The sequence below is a fragment of the Novosphingobium sp. PASSN1 genome, assembly GCF_002278815.1.
The window spans coordinates 1-15,315 of sequence record NZ_NKIS01000021.1; the positions used below are offsets into that span (position 1 = coordinate 1).

Genomic DNA, 15,315 nt, shown 5'->3' on the forward strand with positions numbered 1-15,315 from the left:
GCTTTCCGGCAGGGATCAAGTGGACCACCGTCGCCAAGGCCGCTGGCCCGGTGAAGTACATCGTCTGCAATGCGGACGAAGGTGACAGTGCAACTTTCGCGGACCGGATGGTGATGGAAGGCGATCCCTTCATGCTGATCGAGGGCATGGCCATCGCCGGCCACGCGGTCGGCGCGGGCAAGGGCTATATCTACGTCCGCAGCGAATACCCGCACGCGATTGCCAAGCTGAACGCGGCCATCGCGCTCGCCGTGCCGCACATCGCGCCGTTTGAGGTCGAAGTCCGCGTCGGCGCGGGGGCTTATGTCTGCGGCGAGGAAACCTCGCTGCTCAACAGCCTCGAAGGCAAGCGCGGCGAAGTGCGCGCCAAGCCGCCGCTTCCGGCGCTCGAAGGCCTGTTCGGCAAGCCTACCGTGGTCAACAACGTGCTGACCCTCGCCGCCGTTCCGTGGATTCTGGCGAATGGCGGCCAAGCTTACGCAGACGTCGGTTTCGGACGTTCGCGCGGCACGATGCCGATCCAGCTGGCGGGCAACGTGAAGCACGGCGGGCTGTTCGAAGTCGGTTTCGGCATCACGCTGGGTGAACTGGTGAACGACATCGGCGGTGGCACTGCCTCCGGTCGTCCGGTGCGCGCCGTGCAGGTTGGCGGGCCGCTTGGGGCCTATCACCCGCCTGCGGATTATGCGCTCCACTTCGATTATGAGTGCTTTGCCGAAGCCGAAGGCTTGATCGGTCACGCCGGTCTGACGGTGTTCGACGATACGGCGGACATGAGCGCGCAGGCGCGCTTCGCGATGAGCTTCTGCGCGGCGGAATCGTGCGGCAAGTGCACCCCCTGCCGCATCGGCAGCACGCGCGGCGTCGAACTGATCGACCGCATCCGCGCCCGCAGAGGTACTGACATTGGCCGCGCTGCCGACAAGGTCGAAACACTCCCCCAGATGCACAACGCCCGCAAGGCCCCGCGCACTTTGGGTGACGAGATCGAGCTGCTCGAAGACTTGTGCGAGACGATGAAGTTCGGCTCGCTCTGCGCGCTGGGCGGCTTCACGCCTTATCCGGTGCTTTCGGCGCTGAAGCACTGGCCCGAGGATTTCGGGGTTGCCGTGCCCGATCAGGAAGCCGCCGAGTGATCCTCGGCGCGGTCCTCGCAGGCGGGCAGTCCTCGCGCTTCGGCAGCGACAAGGCGTTGGCCGCGCTCGGTGGACAGACGTTGCTTGCACGTGCGGTGGCCTCGCTCGAAGCGCAGTGCGACGACGTAATCGTGGTCGGTCGCGGCGATGTTCCTGATCGCCCGCGCGCCGGAATGGGACCACTCGGCGGGATCAACGCCGCATTGCATCAGGCGCAGGCGCAGGGCTATGCCAGTGTGCTGACCTGCGGGGTCGATTGCGGCGGTCTCGGCTCCGAAACCCGGGCCGAACTCACTCCTGCGCCCGCCTACGTGGCCGACCAGCCGGTGATCGGCCTCTGGCCCGTGAGCGCCGCCCCCGCGCTGGACGCTTTCCTCGCCACCGATACCAAGCATTCGATGCGCGCTTTCGCCGAAATGATCGGTGCGCGCCCGGTGACTCTCTCGGCGAAAACCGCCAATATCAACACGCGCGAAGACCTTGTGTCCGCGCAGGAGCAGCATGATGGACACTGAACGCGAAACCTATCGCCCCCAGCCCGATTTCGGCACGCCCGAAGTTCGCGGCGCCGCGACGGTCACGCTCAACATCGACGGGCGCGAGGTTTCCGTCGCGCCGGGCACTACCGTCATGCGCGCTGCCGCCGTCTCTGGCGGTTCGATTCCGAAGCTCTGCGCGACGGACAGCGTGAAGCAGTTTGGCTCGTGCCGCCTCTGCCTTGTCGAGATCGACGGGATGCGTGGCACACCTGCCAGCTGCACTACGCTCGTGTCCGAAGGCATGAAGGTCCATACCCAGACCAAGAAGCTGGAAAAGCTGCGGCGCGGGGTGATGGAACTCTACATCTCCGATCACCCGCTCGACTGCCTCACTTGCAGCGCCAACAACGATTGCGAGTTGCAGGATCAGGCCGCCGCCGTGGGTCTGCGCGATGTGCGCTATGGCTTTGAGGGCGCAAACAACCTCGCCCAGCCGATGGACATTTCGAACCCCTACTTCGATTTCGATCCGTCGAAGTGCATCATGTGCTCACGCTGCGTGCGCGCCTGCGATGAAGTGCAGGGTACTCTTGCGCTCACCATCGAAGGCCGGGGTTTTGACAGCAAGGTGAGCGCGGGCCTCGCGTCCGACAGCTTCCTTTCGTCCGAATGTGTCTCGTGCGGCGCCTGCGTGCAGGCCTGCCCCACCGCGACGTTGCAGGAAAAGGCCGTCAAGGAAATCGGCAAGCCCGAGCGCGCCGTGGTCACCACTTGCGCCTACTGCGGCGTCGGCTGCACCTTCCGCGCCGAAACGCGCGGGGAAGAAGTCGTGCGCATGGTGCCGTGGAAGGACGGCAAGGCCAATCGCGGCCACTCCTGCGTCAAGGGCCGCTTCGCCTGGGGTTATGCCCAGCATCAGGAGCGCGTGCTTTCGCCGATGATCCGCGCCTCGATCGACGAACCCTGGCAGGAAGTCAGCTGGGACGAAGCCATCGCCCACACCGCCAGCGAACTGAAGCGCATCTCGGCCAAGTACGGCCGCAACGCGCTGGGCGGCATCACCTCCAGCCGCTGCACCAACGAGGAAACCTTCCTCGTCCAGAAGCTCGTCCGCGCCGGGTTCGGCACCAACAACGTGGATACCTGCGCACGCGTGTGCCACTCGCCGACGGGCTACGGCCTCAAGACCACGTTCGGCACATCGGCGGGCACGCAGGATTTCGATTCGGTCGAAGACAGCGATGTGATCCTCGTGATTGGCGCCAACCCGACTGACGGCCACCCCGTCTTCGCCAGCCGGATGAAGCGCCGCTTGCGGCAGGGCGCGAAGCTCATCGTCATCGATCCGCGCCGCACCGATCTGGTCCGCAGCCCGCACATCAGCGCCGATTTCCACCTGCCGCTGCGCCCGGGCACCAATGTCGCGGTGCTGACCGCGCTGGCGCACGTGATCGTCACCGAAGGCTTGGCCGATGAAGCCTTCGTGCGCGAGCGCTGCGATTGGGAAGAATACCGCCACTGGGCCGATTTCGTCAGCCTTGATCGCAACAGCCCCGAATTCCTTGAACCGGTCACCGGCGTTCCCGCCGCTGACCTGCGCGGCGCGGCCCGCCTGTTCGCCAAGGGCGGGAACGGGGCCATTTATTACGGCCTTGGCGTCACCGAACACAGCCAGGGCTCGTCCACCGTCATGGCCATTGCCAACCTCGCGATGGCGACGGGCAATATCGGCCGCCGCGGTGTCGGCGTGAACCCCCTGCGCGGCCAGAACAACGTGCAGGGCGCCTGCGACATGGGCAGCTTCCCGCATGAATTGTCCGGCTACCGCCACGTTTCGGATGCCGGTGCCCGCGCGCTGTTCGAAGCAGAATGGGGCGTAGCCATTGATCCCGAACCGGGCCTGCGCATCCCCAACATGCTCGATGCCGCGACCGATGGCCTGTTCAAGGCGATTTACATCCAGGGCGAGGATATCCTCCAGTCCGACCCGGACACCAAGCACGTGGCGGCGGGCCTTGCCGCGATGGAATGCGTGATCGTGCAGGACCTGTTCCTGAATGAGACCGCCAACTACGCGCACGTGTTCCTGCCCGGCTCCACGTTCCTCGAAAAGAACGGCACCTTCACCAACGCCGAACGCCGCATCCAGCCGGTGCGCAAGGTGATGGAGCCCAAGAATGGCTACGAGGACTGGCAGATCACCCAGCTCATGGCGCAGGCGATGGGGCTGGACTGGAACTACACCCACCCGCGCGAGATCATGGACGAGATCGCCCGCCTTACGCCGACGTTCGCGGGCGTCAGCTTTGCCCGGCTCGATGCCGAAGGCTCGCTGCAGTGGCCGGTGAACGATGCCGCCCCTGATGGCTCGCCGATCATGCACATCGATGGCTTCGTGCGCGGCAAGGGCAAGTTCGTGGTGACGGACTACGTGCCAACCGACGAGCGCACCGGCCCGCGCTTCCCGCTGCTGCTCACAACGGGCCGCATCCTCAGCCAGTACAACGTTGGCGCGCAGACCCGCCGCACCGCCAATGTCGTGTGGCACGAGGAAGACCTCCTCGAAATCCACCCGACCGATGCCGAAAACCGCGGCATCAAGTCGGGCGACTGGGTGCGCCTTGTCAGCCGTTCGGGCGAGACGACCTTGCGCGCCACGGTGACCGACCGTGTTGCGCCGGGCGTGGTCTACACCACCTTCCACCACCCTGCGACGCAGGCCAACGTGGTCACCACCGACTTTTCGGACTGGGCGACCAATTGCCCCGAATACAAGGTGACGGCGGTGCAGATCACCCCGTCCAATGGCCCAACCGACTGGCAGGAGGAATACGAGGCGCAGGCCGCGCGCTCGCGCCGGATCAAGGGGCATGAAGGTGCGATGGAGCCAGCAGAATGAGCGCGCACACCACCGAAAAGCTGATCTACATGGCGAACCAGATCGCCAGGAACGTGACGCATGAGGCCGACCCCGTCGCGATGATCGCGGACCATATCCATGCCTTCTGGTCGGTGCGGATGAAGGCGGATGTGTTTGCCGTGCTGGACGGACCGGCAGGCGCGGCGCTCGATCCGGTGGCCCGCGCGGCGCTGGAACGGCTCGCCGCGCATGCAGGCTGAGGCGCCAGAAACGGCTGCGGTCCCGCATCAGTACGTCGAACATTTCGCCGATGGCCGCCCGTCTGCCCCGCGCGAGCGGCTGCTGGCGATCGAAGCCCCGGTTGCCATCGAGATCAACGGCCTCGGCTATGCGGTGATGATGGCCACCCCGGCAGACCTTGGCGACTATGCCTTGGGCTTCTGCCTCTCGGAACAGCTGATTGCTTCGCCTGCGCAGCTCTTGTTCGCGCAGGCCAGCGAAGTCCCCGCAGGCGGCTGGATGCTGCGAATCCAGCTCGCGGCCGATGATGCCGCCCCGCTGATGGAACGCGCGCGGCTGCGCCTGTCTGAAGGCAGCTGTGGCCTGTGCGGGATCGAGAGCCTGGAGCAGGTCATGCGCCCGCTCCCGCCGGTCACTGCGCGGCTCGATGTGCATGACGCCGCGATCTTCCGTGCAGTGTCTGCGCTGCCCGATCTCCAGCCGCTGGGCCGCGCCACCCGAGCCGTCCACGCCGCCGCGTTTTGCGATCCTGATGGGTCCGTGCGGCTGGTGCGCGAGGATGTCGGCCGCCACAACGCGCTCGACAAGTTGCTCGGCGCGATGGCGCAGGCTGGCCTCGGGGCGGGGGATGGCTTCATCGTCCTCACCGCGCGGTGCAGCTTCGAACTGGTGCAGAAGGCAGTGCTGGCAGGTTGCCCGCTGCTGGTCACGATTTCCGCCGCCTCAACTCTCGCAATGCAGCAGGCTGCCGCGCATGGGCTGCGGTTGGTGTCGCTGGCGCGGGGCGACAGCTTCCTGACTGATTGATCGCATTTACGATTCGTGTGCCGCTCCTCTAAGGTACGCGGCGATGACCGATGTCCCGGCGAAAAGCCGCTTCAGCGAAAGCCCCGCGCTCAGCCCCCGTACCCGCGCGTGGCTGCTGCTGGCGGTGGGCGTGCTGCATTTGGGCCTTGGTTTCGCCATCGCGACGGGCCTTGCCGGCAGCGCGATCACGCTCATTCAGAACGCCGCCACCGCCGCCTATTCCGTGCCGCTAGATCCGCCGCCCCCGTCGCCGCCACCCGCCAACCCGGTCCCGACCCCCGAACCGGCAGGTGCCGAAGGTTCCGCTGCGAAGCAAGCCAAGCCAAAGCCCGTTGCCGCCGCGCCCGCGCGCATTCCCACAAAGGCGATGACCGCTGCCCCGGCCGCCTCAACCGGCGATGCCACGAAATCGGGCGCAACCAGCGCGGGCACTGGCACCGGCGGGGGCACAACGGGCGCGGGCACTGGCAGCGGCGGCAATGGTGACGGCGCAGGATCAGGGGCAAGCCGCGCGGTGAAGATCGCGGGCGATATCACCGCCACGCGCGATTACCCCGCGCGCACCCGCGAGCAGCGCATCGGCAAGAGCGTGATTGTGGTGCTGACTGTTGGTACGGACGGCCGCGTTTCGGCCTGCCGCATCCATCAGCCCAGTCCCGATGCCGAAGCCGATACGATCACCTGCCGCCTCGCCGTCCAGCGCTTCCGCTTCCGCCCTGCGACCGACCGTGCCGGCAATCCGATTACCTCCGAATTCGGCTGGCAACAGCGCTGGTTCGCACCATAATCGACGCTTAATGCCGTGTAAGTGCAATCACCCTAGAATACGGCAAGCAAGGCTCATAACAGGATAGCAATGGATCCGATCATTCCCGTCGTACTGTGCGGTGGCAGCGGCACACGTCTCTGGCCGCGTTCGCGCAAGGCCATGCCAAAGCCGTTTCTGCCGCTGGTGGGGAACACCACGCTATTCGAGGCGACGGTATTGCGCTGCCCGGCCGAGGCTGGCTTCGGTGCGCCAATTGTCGTCACCGGGGCGCTGCATCTGGATCATGTCGAGGCGCAGCTGCCCGATCTCGCCGCCAGCCGCGTGATCGTGGAGCCTGAGGCCAAGAATACCGCTGCCGCCATCGCGCTGGCGGCGCTGCGCCTGCCGGAAGACGCGATCATGCTCGTCTGCCCGAGCGATCATCATATCGGCGATGTCGCGGCGTTTCAGGCCGCCGCGCGTGAAGCGGCGGCGCTGGCGCGCGATGGCTGGCTCGTCTCGTTCGGCATCGCCGCCACCGCGCCCGAAACCGGCTTCGGCTATCTGCGCCGGGGTGATCCCATTCCCGGCAGCGGCGGCTTTGCGGTCGCCCAGTTTGTCGAAAAGCCTGATCTTGAGCGCGCGATGGGGTTCCTCGCCGATGGCGGCTATGCGTGGAACGGCGGCATCTTCGCCTTCCGCGCCGGCACATTCCTGGCCGAACTCGCCGCGCACCGTCCCGCCTTGTCGGAAGCAGTGCGCGCCGCAGCCGCGCAGGGGCGCGAAGAAGGCACCCGGTTCCATCCCGATCCTGCCGCTTTTGCCCGGATCGAAGGCGAATCGGTGGACTATGCGGTGATGGAAAACACCACCCGCGCCGCCATGGTCCCGGCCGCGATGGCATGGTCTGATATCGGCAACTGGCAGGCGCTGCACGAAGCGCTGGATCGTGATGCGGATGGCAATGCGGTGCGCGGCCCGGCGGAACTGATCGACTGCACGGGCGTTCTTGTCGACAGCGATGGTCCGCGCGTGTCCGTCATCGGCGCCAGCAATCTCATCGTGGTGGTAGATAAGGGCGAAGTGCTGGTCTGCACAGCGGATGGCGCGCAGAAGGTGGGCAAGCTCGCGGGAGCGGTGAACCAGTGAGCATGCCAACCTTCGGAGCCCTGGCCGTCCGCACGGTCGAAAAGCCGTGGGGACGCAGCCAGCTTCCTGCCCCGTTTGCCGCGCCGTTTGGCAAGCGCATCGGCGAGATCTGGTTCGAACCGACCGAGTCGGTGTTCTCTCTCCTCGTCAAATATATCTTCACCAGCGAAAAGCTCTCGGTGCAGGTCCACCCGGACGACGCCGAGGCCAAGGCGCTGGGCGAATACGATAGGGGCAAGGAAGAATGCTGGCTGGTGATTGATGCCGAGCCTGGCGCCACGCTCGGCGTCGGTTTTCGTGAACCGCTCGGGGCGGAGGCGATGCGCGCCGCCGCGCTTGATGGCAGCATCGAGGATCTGCTGCTGTGGCATCCGGTGCAGGCGGGCGATTTCTTCTACATTCCAGCGGGCACCGTCCACGCCATCGGCGCGGGCGTGAGCCTGATCGAGATCCAGCAGAACTCCGATATCACCTACCGCCTCTACGACTATGGCCGTCCGCGTCCGCTCCATCTCGACAAGGGGATCGCTGTAGCCAAGGGCGAGCCTTATCCGCCCTCGCTGCATCGCCACCTTGCGCCCGCTGGCACGGTCGAACTGGCGCGGGGGCCTTATTTCACCGCGCATCGGGTCGAAGGCGGGCCCGATGCGGCGCTGCTCGCTGAATACGATGGCCCCACGCTGGTGCTGCCGCGCCGGGGTGAGGTGGAACTGGCCGAGCACGTCCTGCGCCCGGGCGAATGCGGTGCTGCGCCTTCGGCCGCTGCAATCACGTTCACGCCGGAAAGCCAGAGCATCCTCGTTCGTGCAGCCTGAACATCCCGCAATGATCGCGCAGACCATCCAGCTCGCGCTGGCCCCGGTCTTCGTGCTCGTCGCAATCGGCAACATCATGAATATCCTGACCACGCGCCTCGCGCGCATGGTCGATCGCTCGCGCCAGCTGCAGACCCTTCACCCCGGCACCGAAGGCAGCGCGCACGATGTGGTCGTGCTCGAAATGCGCATCATCGATCAGCGCATCGCGCATATCGGCCGTGCGCTGCTGTGTCTGGTGATCAGCGGGCTGGCTGTCGGCACCACGGTCGCCGCGCTGTTCCTCAGCGAACTCGCGGGAACCGACTTGCGCGTGGTGACGGCGCTCACGTTCGTCGCGGCGATCGCGCTGCTGATGGCGGCATTGGTGCTCCTGCTGCTCGAAACCCGCCTCGCCGCGCGGGCGCTGCGGTTGCCGCCCGAACTTCTCGAACTCGAACGCAGCGATCTCTGATCGCCAGACCGCTGTGTCATGCCGGTGAGAAACCTCAGCGCAGCAGGTGCCCGGTCCGGTCGCGCTTGGTATCGAGATAGCGTGCATTATGCGGATTGGCGGGCAGCTGATGCGCCACCCGCTCGGTAACGGTCACGCCCACTGCCTCCAGCGCCGCGACTTTGGCCGGGTTGTTGGTGAGCAGCCGCACGGACGAAACGCCGAGCAGATCGAGCATCCGCGCCGCCACGGGAAAATCGCGCGCCTCGCTTGGCAGGCCCAGCCGCTCGTTGGCGTCCACCGTGTCAAAGCCCTGATCCTGCAATTCATAGGCGCGCAGCTTGTTGATGAGGCCGATCCCGCGCCCTTCCTGCCGAAGATAGAGCAGCAGGCCCCACCCACCGCCCGCGTTCGCTTCCTCGGCCATGCGCGCCAGCGCCGTATCGAGCTGCGGCCCGCAATCGCACTTGAGGCTGCCCAGCACATCGCCCGTCAGGCATTCGCTGTGCAGGCGCACCAGCGGGACATGGTCGCCAGACTGTTCGCCGATCACCAGCGCGACATGCTCGCGCAAGTCATCGCGCGCGCGAAAAGCAATGATCTCGGCATGTTCGCAAGGCTTGACCGGCAGGCGCGCGCGGGCCTGAATGGTCAGCTCCAGCGGATCCTTGAACGCGGCAAGATCGGCGGGGCTGACATGGGCCGCAGGCTCGACCCCGGCAGACACCATGAAAGCCGGCAGGATTCCCGCCAGCCGCGCCAGTTCCATCGCCGCCACCGCAGCGGAATGCGCGGTGCAGGGATCGGCGCGAAACGGCCCGCGCATCGGCTCTGCCAGATCGAGCGCGGGATCGGCCAATGTGCGCGCGGCGTGGAGCGAAAACGGCTCCGCCCCGTGGATCATCACCGGCATGTGTGGTTCTGCCGCATCGCGCTGGTTGGCCAGCTTCAGCGTGGCCGCGCGCGCATGGCTGATCAGCAGCCGCGCGGCATAGAGCCCGGGCTGCGCGAACGCGGTTTCCGCCGGGAGTAGATCAAGCGCGCCGTCCTCGCCTTCGACGCGAATCGCCCAGCCATGGCGCAGCGCATCGAGCGCCAGCGCCACCTGACGCGTCGCTCCGCTCAAAGCGCAAACTCCGTCACCAGCGGCACGTGGTCCGAAGGCTGGTCCCAGCGCCGCGTTTCCTCGACAATGCGGTGCGACACGGACTGCGCGGCGAGCTGCGGCGTGGCCCACATATGGTCCAGCCGCCGCCCCTGATCCTTCTCGCGCCAGAACGAGCGGTACGACCACCACGAATAGTTGCGCTGCGGCGCGGGGATATGCTTGCGGCCAAGGTCGACCCAGCCATGCGCATCGCCGAAGGTGCCCAGCGCTGCCACTTCCTGCGGGGTGTGGCTGACCACCTTGAGCAGCGCCTTGTGATCATAGACGTCGCAATCGAGCGGGGCGATGTTGAAGTCCCCCACGATCAGCGTCGGCCGGTCCAGCCCTTCGGCCCAGCGCGTCATCCGCTCCAGAAATGCCAGCTTCTGCCCGAACTTGGGATTGGCCTCCGGATCGGGAATATCGCCGCCTGCCGGGATATAGACGTTCTCCAGCACCAGCCCGCCGCCGGGGCCAAGCACTTCCACCCCCACGTGCCGCGCCTCGCCATTGGCCTGCCAGTCATTGCGGCTCACCTCGCGGATCGGCACGCGGCTGACAGTGGCGACGCCGTGATAGCCCTTCTGTCCGTGCACGGCGCGGTGGGTATAGCCCAGGCGCTCGAACATATCGTGGGGGAACAGGGATTCCGCCGTCTTGATCTCCTGCAGGCACAGCACATCCGGCGCCTGCTCGGTAAGGAACCGCTCCACCTGATCGATGCGCAGGCGGACGGAATTGATGTTCCAGGTCGCGACAGAGAGCGTGGGAGAAGTCATGCGCGGGCTTTACGGGGCTTGGGCATAGGCGGCAAGCCATGCCCCAAAAGGAAAACCCTCGGACCGGGGGCGTGGTCCGAGGGTTCCTTGTGCGTTCGTCACGCTGCCAAGGCGGAGGGGGAGTAGAGGACCGGGATACAGGGGGGGGCGAACCCGGTCAGTTCCGTCTTGACCCCTTCCTTCTAGGAGCCTGCCGCTTGCTGGCGGATGAACGTGGCTGTCAGGCTCGTGTCAGGCTGGTCGCAAATTGTCGCAGGATGGCCAGCAGCCCGCCAGACCGGGCCTTACTTGCGGCCAGTGGTGCGCGGATCGTTCCAGCGGAAGGTGTTCGCAGGCAGCGCCACGCCGTAGCGATGATTCGAAAGCCGCACCGTGGTGCGCCGGTTCTGCGAATCGAGCGCGATCCAGCTGTTGAGTTCAAGCCCGCCCGGCGCGCCTGCCTTCTTCAGCATGATCATGGTGATCGAACCGTATTCGGGATGGCGCGGATCATGCACATCCATGCTCACCACATCGGGATGGCCGGTGGGGTTGAGCGTGGCATAGCGCGCCACGTCCTTGTTCGGATCGAGCAGGGCGCCCAGCGGGCTGTTGCGGATCGGCCAGCGCTGCACCTGGCGCACTTCGTAGTCGATCATCGTCAGCGCCGATCCATCCGATACGATCAGCAGCGGCACGCCGGGCTGGTACTGGAAACGGATCTTGCCCGGACGCTGCATCGTCAGCACGCCCGCAAGGCGCTGGCCGTTGCGGTCGGTCTGGATGAAATCGGCCTGCAAGGTGGAGATCGCGCGCAAGGCGGCGACGGCGGCATCGACTTGCGGATTGACCGCAGCGGCCGGCGCTTCCGGTGCAGCAATCACCGGCACGGCCACGGAAGAAGCCGCCAGCGCAACGAGCGCGGCGGCCAGAATGGTGCGAGGGGCGGAGAGCCGGAAAGGGCGCGGACGGGGCGAAGGGGTGCGGATCATCGTCATCCCCCAGCCTGTGCCGCAAACGCGTTGAACCCGGCGTGAACCCGATAGCGGGCTGTGAGCCGGGCCATGCGCAGCTTACTTGATCTTGGCTTCCTTGAACTCGACGTGCTTGCGCACCACCGGGTCATACTTGCGGAACACCATCTTCTCGGTGGTGTTGCGCGGGTTCTTCTTCGTCACATAGAAGAAGCCGGTGTCGGCGGTCGAGACCAGGCGGATCTTGACGGTAGTGGGCTTGGCCATGACTTTATCCTGAAACCTTGAATGCGCGCGTAAAAAGAATGCGGCGGCGCGTTGCCACGCCGCCAGACAGGGGCTGGTCGTTGTGAGCGAATCGCACAAAAGTCAAGTGTCGCTAAAGCCCTTCAGCGGTTTGAGTATGTCGAAACGCTCCTTCGCGGGCGGGCCGGGCAATGGCGGCAGCTCCGGCACGGCCTGCGCCACCGGCTTTACCGGCAGCCGGCCGAGCAGATCGCGCACCAGCGTGAGCCGTCCCCGGCGCTGGTCGTTGAAATCGACCAGCGTCCACGGCGCGTGCTTGGTGTGGGTCGCCTTCAGCATCGCCTCGCGCGCATCGGTATAGTCGCGGTACTTGCCGCGCGCGGCCACATCTATGGGGGAAATCTTCCAGCGCTTGGCCGGATCGTCGCGCCGTTCGGCAAGGCGCTTTTCCTGTTCCGCCTGATCGCAGGTCAGCCAGTATTTGAACAAGAGCAGCCCATCATCGACCAGCATCCGCTCGAACGTGGGGGCCGCTTCCAGAAACGCCTCGACCTGTGCGTCCGTGGCGTAACCCATGACCTTTTCCACGCCCGCGCGGTTGTACCAGCTGCGGTCGAACAGCACGATTTCCCCGCCCGAGGGCAGGTGCGGCACATAGCGCTGGAAGTACCACTGGGTCTTTTCCCGCTCGGTCGGCGCGCCCAAGGCCACCGTGCGCACCTGCCGGGGATTGAGCTTCTGCGCGATGGCGTTGATCGCCCCGGTCTTGCCCGCCGTATCGCGCCCCTCCAGTATCACCAGAATGCGCGCGCCGGTCTGGCTGGCCCAGCCTGCCATCGCGGTCAGCGCGCTCTGCATGGCGTCGAGCGCTTCCTCATAGTCTTTGCGGCCCAGCTCGTCGTCCTTGCTCACACGGTTTCCTCTCGCTCGGGATCGGTAGAGTGTCGCACCCCCGCCGCTTTGGCAATCGCCGCCGATTGCGCAGGCGCAGCGGCTCTGTTAAAAGTTGCAATTGAAACCATGTCTGATCCTGCCCCACTCGCCGCCGATTTCGCGCGCCTGCCCGATCTGCCCGTCGGCGTGTTCACCGCGCCGCTGCAGCGCCCCGGCCACGTGGGCGAAGACTGGCTGGAACCCCGCCAGACGGACTACGCCGCCGATGCGCACCGGGTGTGGGATGATCTCTTCGCCCGCCAGATGGACGTGCTGCCCGGCCGCGCCGCCAGTGCGTTCCTGCGCGGGCTGGATCGGCTGGACCTCGGGCGCGGCGGCGTGCCCGAATTTGCGCGGCTTTCGGCCGAGCTTGGCGCGCTGACCGGCTGGAGCGTGGTGCCGGTGCCGATGCTGATCCCCGATCACGTGTTCTTCTGGCACCTTGCGAACCGCCGCTTTCCGGCGGGCAACTTCATCCGCACGCGCGCGTCGTTCGACTATATCGAGGAGCCGGACGTGTTCCACGATGTGTTCGGCCACGTGCCCATGCTGACCGATCCGGTGTTTGCAGACTATATGCAGGAATATGGCCGCGCCGGGTGGAAAGCGATGCGGCACAACCGGCTGAAGGCGCTCGGCGCGCTCTATTGGTATACGGTTGAGTTCGGCCTGATCCTGGAGCCTGATGGCCTCCGGGCCTACGGCGCGGGCATTCTCTCCGGCCCCGCCGAAGCCGTGTTCGCGCTGGAGGCGCAATCACCCAACCGGATCATGCTCCATGTCGACCGGGTGATGCGCACCGATTACGCGATCGACGATCTCCAGCCGACGTACTTCGTGATCGAAAGCTTCGCCGATCTCTACCGCCAGACCGTGGAGCGCGATTTCGACCGGCTCTATCGCGGGCTGGGGGCGGGGTTTACCTATGCGGGCAGCGCGGTGATCGATGTCGACAATGTGCTGCACCGGGGCACGCTGGAATACCACTTGCGCGGCGGGCGAGGGAGCGGGGCTTTGCCGGTTTAGGTATTGCGGTGGGGGTTGGCATTCGCCCAAAGATCGCCATAAAGCTTTCCAAGCAGGCCCCCCCGAAAGCCGACATTGACGGGTTCCGATAGCGTAGCCATGATCGCCTTATGGCTGGGGGATTGAAGAAGCGTCGAAAGCGCACGATAGAGGGAACAGCCTCGATCGATGGAATTTCCGTTCGGTGGGAGCTTGTTAGCGAGCCGCAGTGGAGCAACAGCGGCGACGGCTACAAGGGCCTATGTATCTCGGTAAAAGTCGCTAATGAAGCTCGTCGCGAACTGGTAATCGAATATCCTTACCCTCGCGGCCATGACGGTCGACCTTTGCCTATCCCACAGCGCCCCGATGTAACCCAGAAGGGTGTCGAGGTTTCCATTCATCAGGCGATAGCTGCTGGATGGGACCCGTCATCCCGAGGCAAGGCGTTCGTCTTCCATCCCGGCGACGGGAGTCAATCACTTCGCTGAGCTAAGAGCGGACTGTCCACTTCCCACCAGTTCTCGCCGTTCCCACCCGTGCGCCTACGCCCCAAAACTCACACCCAGAACAGCCACGCCAGCCCCACCGCACCAATCACAATCCGGTAAATCGCAAACGGCGCAAACCCGCTCTTGCTGACAAAGCCGATGAAGAAGCGGATCACGATCAGCGAGACCACGAACGAGACGACCGAGCCAATCGCGATCTCGGTGAAACCAACCTGCCCGCTGCCTGCCGCCAGTTCATGCCGGTGGTCCCACAATTGCTTCACCGTCGCGCCGAACATTGTCGGCACAGCGAGGAAGAAGCTGAATTCCGCCGCCGTGCGCCGGTTCTCGCCCAAAGTCAGCGCGCCCATGATCGTCGCGCCCGAACGCGAAACGCCGGGGATCACTGCGATGCACTGCATCATGCCGATCTTGATCGCTTGGGAGAGCGGCATTTGCCCCACGGGCCGGTAGGTCTGGTGCGAAACCAGCCGCTCCACCGCCAGGATCACGAAGCCGCCCACGATCAGCGCGAAACAGACCACCACCGGGTTTTCCAGCAGCCCATCGATCTTCGATTTGAACAGCACGCCCACAATGGCCGCCGGAATGAACGCCGCCAGCACGTTGCGAATGAACGCCAGCGATTCGCGCGATCCGCGCAGCGCGCCCAGCGCCACATCGGCAAAGGTGCGCCAATAGAGCACCACCACTGCCATCACCGCAGGCAGCTGGATCACCACGTTGAACACCTCCCACGTCTTCGCGTCATAGCCGAACAGTTCGGACGCAAGGATGAGGTGACCGGTCGATGAGACGGGAATGAACTCGGTAAGCCCCTCGACAATGCCGAGAAGGATGGCGGTGATCGTTGTATCCATGGCCGCAGGGACTCGCCGCCGGAGCCTTCTCTGTCAAGCGTGCGCAAACCGCGGTGCGTTTGAATCATTGCCCCCCTCCCAAGTGGGGAGGGGCTGGGGGAGGGGGTACGGCCTCTCCGGCAAGCGCCCCGCACCCCCACCCAGCCTCCCCCGAGCGGGGGAGGGGCAGGTGAGCTCACTGCAACGCAAGTTGGTATAAGCCTCAGGCAGATC

At 65.6% G+C, this 15,315-nt stretch carries 16 protein-coding genes; 10 read left to right on the top strand and 6 right to left on the bottom strand.

The genetic code is table 11. The annotated features are described in order from the left end of the window. The 9 genes from CFE35_RS21430 to CFE35_RS21470 all read left to right on the top strand — a co-directional run. Positions 1-1,136, top strand: a 1,136-nt coding sequence (locus CFE35_RS21430) for an NADH-ubiquinone oxidoreductase-F iron-sulfur binding region domain-containing protein (protein ID WP_292933804.1), incomplete at its 5' end; no start/stop codon positions are given. Then, on the top strand, positions 1,133-1,651 hold the full coding sequence (locus CFE35_RS21435) for a molybdenum cofactor guanylyltransferase (protein WP_292933806.1): 519 nt from the start codon (positions 1,133-1,135) through the stop codon (positions 1,649-1,651). The genes CFE35_RS21430 and CFE35_RS21435, both read left to right, overlap by 4 nt. Further along, positions 1,638-4,514, top strand: coding sequence for a formate dehydrogenase subunit alpha (gene fdhF / locus CFE35_RS21440; RefSeq protein ID WP_292933807.1), 2,877 nt, complete (start codon positions 1,638-1,640; stop codon positions 4,512-4,514). The genes CFE35_RS21435 and fdhF overlap by 14 nt, the downstream gene beginning before the upstream one ends. Beyond that, entirely contained in the window at positions 4,511-4,735 is a 225-nt protein-coding gene (locus CFE35_RS21445) for a formate dehydrogenase subunit delta (RefSeq protein WP_292933809.1), read from the top strand. Before fdhF ends, CFE35_RS21445 begins: the two co-directional genes overlap by 4 nt. Beyond that, the gene (gene fdhD, locus CFE35_RS21450) at positions 4,725-5,522 is read left to right on the top strand and encodes a formate dehydrogenase accessory sulfurtransferase FdhD (protein ID WP_292933811.1); all 798 of its coding nucleotides are present in this window, start codon (positions 4,725-4,727) and stop codon (positions 5,520-5,522) included. Before CFE35_RS21445 ends, fdhD begins: the two co-directional genes overlap by 11 nt. 43 nt (positions 5,523-5,565) lie before the next feature. Further along, positions 5,566-6,309, top strand: coding sequence for a TonB family protein (locus tag CFE35_RS21455; RefSeq protein ID WP_292933813.1), 744 nt, complete (start codon positions 5,566-5,568; stop codon positions 6,307-6,309). A gap of 69 nt (positions 6,310-6,378) precedes the next feature. Next, positions 6,379-7,419, top strand: a complete 1,041-nt coding sequence (locus CFE35_RS21460; RefSeq protein WP_292933815.1) for a sugar phosphate nucleotidyltransferase — start codon at positions 6,379-6,381, stop codon at positions 7,417-7,419. A 2-nt stretch (positions 7,420-7,421) separates the two neighbouring features. Continuing rightward, positions 7,422-8,234 (top strand): class I mannose-6-phosphate isomerase, encoded by an 813-nt coding sequence (locus CFE35_RS21465; protein ID WP_292933845.1) that lies wholly within the window; start codon positions 7,422-7,424, stop codon positions 8,232-8,234. A gap of 10 nt (positions 8,235-8,244) precedes the next feature. Continuing rightward, a complete protein-coding gene (locus tag CFE35_RS21470) occupies positions 8,245-8,688 on the top strand; it encodes a DUF2721 domain-containing protein (protein ID WP_292933816.1) in 444 nt (147 codons plus the stop codon). A 34-nt stretch (positions 8,689-8,722) separates the two neighbouring features. Here CFE35_RS21470 and ribA read toward each other — a convergent pair whose 3' ends face one another. The 5 genes from ribA to ppk2 form a co-directional block, all read right to left on the bottom strand. Then, positions 8,723-9,793: a GTP cyclohydrolase II gene (gene ribA / locus CFE35_RS21475; protein ID WP_292933818.1), complete on the bottom strand. Its 1,071-nt coding sequence runs from the start codon at positions 9,791-9,793 to the stop codon at positions 8,723-8,725. Next, the gene (locus CFE35_RS21480; RefSeq protein ID WP_292933820.1) at positions 9,790-10,593 is read right to left on the bottom strand and encodes an exodeoxyribonuclease III; all 804 of its coding nucleotides are present in this window, start codon (positions 10,591-10,593) and stop codon (positions 9,790-9,792) included. Before CFE35_RS21480 ends, ribA begins: the two co-directional genes overlap by 4 nt. Positions 10,594-10,877: 284 nt before the next feature. Continuing rightward, on the bottom strand, positions 10,878-11,564 hold the full coding sequence (locus tag CFE35_RS21485) for an outer membrane lipoprotein carrier protein LolA (RefSeq protein WP_292933822.1): 687 nt from the start codon (positions 11,562-11,564) through the stop codon (positions 10,878-10,880). An 81-nt stretch (positions 11,565-11,645) separates the two neighbouring features. Then, positions 11,646-11,813 carry a 50S ribosomal protein L33 gene (rpmG, locus tag CFE35_RS21490; RefSeq protein ID WP_054106051.1) on the bottom strand — a complete coding sequence of 56 codons (168 nt, stop codon included), beginning with the start codon at positions 11,811-11,813 and terminating at the stop codon, positions 11,646-11,648. Between the two features lie 102 nt (positions 11,814-11,915). After that, a complete protein-coding gene (ppk2, locus tag CFE35_RS21495) occupies positions 11,916-12,704 on the bottom strand; it encodes a polyphosphate kinase 2 (protein WP_292933823.1) in 789 nt (262 codons plus the stop codon). 108 nt (positions 12,705-12,812) lie between these two features. Between ppk2 and phhA the strand changes: the two genes are divergently transcribed. Beyond that, complete coding sequence (phhA, locus tag CFE35_RS21500; protein ID WP_292933825.1) at positions 12,813-13,751, top strand: phenylalanine 4-monooxygenase; 939 nt, start codon at positions 12,813-12,815, stop codon at positions 13,749-13,751. Positions 13,752-14,289: 538 nt separating this feature from the next. On the opposite strand, the gene CFE35_RS21505 is transcribed toward phhA, so the two are convergent. Continuing rightward, complete coding sequence (locus CFE35_RS21505) at positions 14,290-15,102, bottom strand: undecaprenyl-diphosphate phosphatase (RefSeq protein ID WP_292933826.1); 813 nt, start codon at positions 15,100-15,102, stop codon at positions 14,290-14,292. Positions 15,103-15,315 lie beyond the last annotated feature (213 nt).

Coding starts and splice junctions, on each gene's coding strand:
- fdhF (WP_292933807.1), top strand. CDS start 1,638: ATGATGGACACTGAACGCGAAACCTATCGCCCCCAGCCCGATTTCGGC.
- CFE35_RS21445 (WP_292933809.1), top strand. CDS start 4,511: ATGAGCGCGCACACCACCGAAAAGCTGATCTACATGGCGAACCAGATC.
- fdhD (WP_292933811.1), top strand. CDS start 4,725: ATGCAGGCTGAGGCGCCAGAAACGGCTGCGGTCCCGCATCAGTACGTC.
- CFE35_RS21455 (WP_292933813.1), top strand. CDS start 5,566: ATGACCGATGTCCCGGCGAAAAGCCGCTTCAGCGAAAGCCCCGCGCTC.
- CFE35_RS21460 (WP_292933815.1), top strand. CDS start 6,379: ATGGATCCGATCATTCCCGTCGTACTGTGCGGTGGCAGCGGCACACGT.
- CFE35_RS21465 (WP_292933845.1), top strand. CDS start 7,422: ATGCCAACCTTCGGAGCCCTGGCCGTCCGCACGGTCGAAAAGCCGTGG.
- CFE35_RS21470 (WP_292933816.1), top strand. CDS start 8,245: ATGATCGCGCAGACCATCCAGCTCGCGCTGGCCCCGGTCTTCGTGCTC.
- CFE35_RS21480 (WP_292933820.1), bottom strand. CDS start 10,593: ATGACTTCTCCCACGCTCTCTGTCGCGACCTGGAACATCAATTCCGTC.
- CFE35_RS21485 (WP_292933822.1), bottom strand. CDS start 11,564: ATGATCCGCACCCCTTCGCCCCGTCCGCGCCCTTTCCGGCTCTCCGCC.
- rpmG (WP_054106051.1), bottom strand. CDS start 11,813: ATGGCCAAGCCCACTACCGTCAAGATCCGCCTGGTCTCGACCGCCGAC.
- phhA (WP_292933825.1), top strand. CDS start 12,813: ATGTCTGATCCTGCCCCACTCGCCGCCGATTTCGCGCGCCTGCCCGAT.
- CFE35_RS21505 (WP_292933826.1), bottom strand. CDS start 15,102: ATGGATACAACGATCACCGCCATCCTTCTCGGCATTGTCGAGGGGCTT.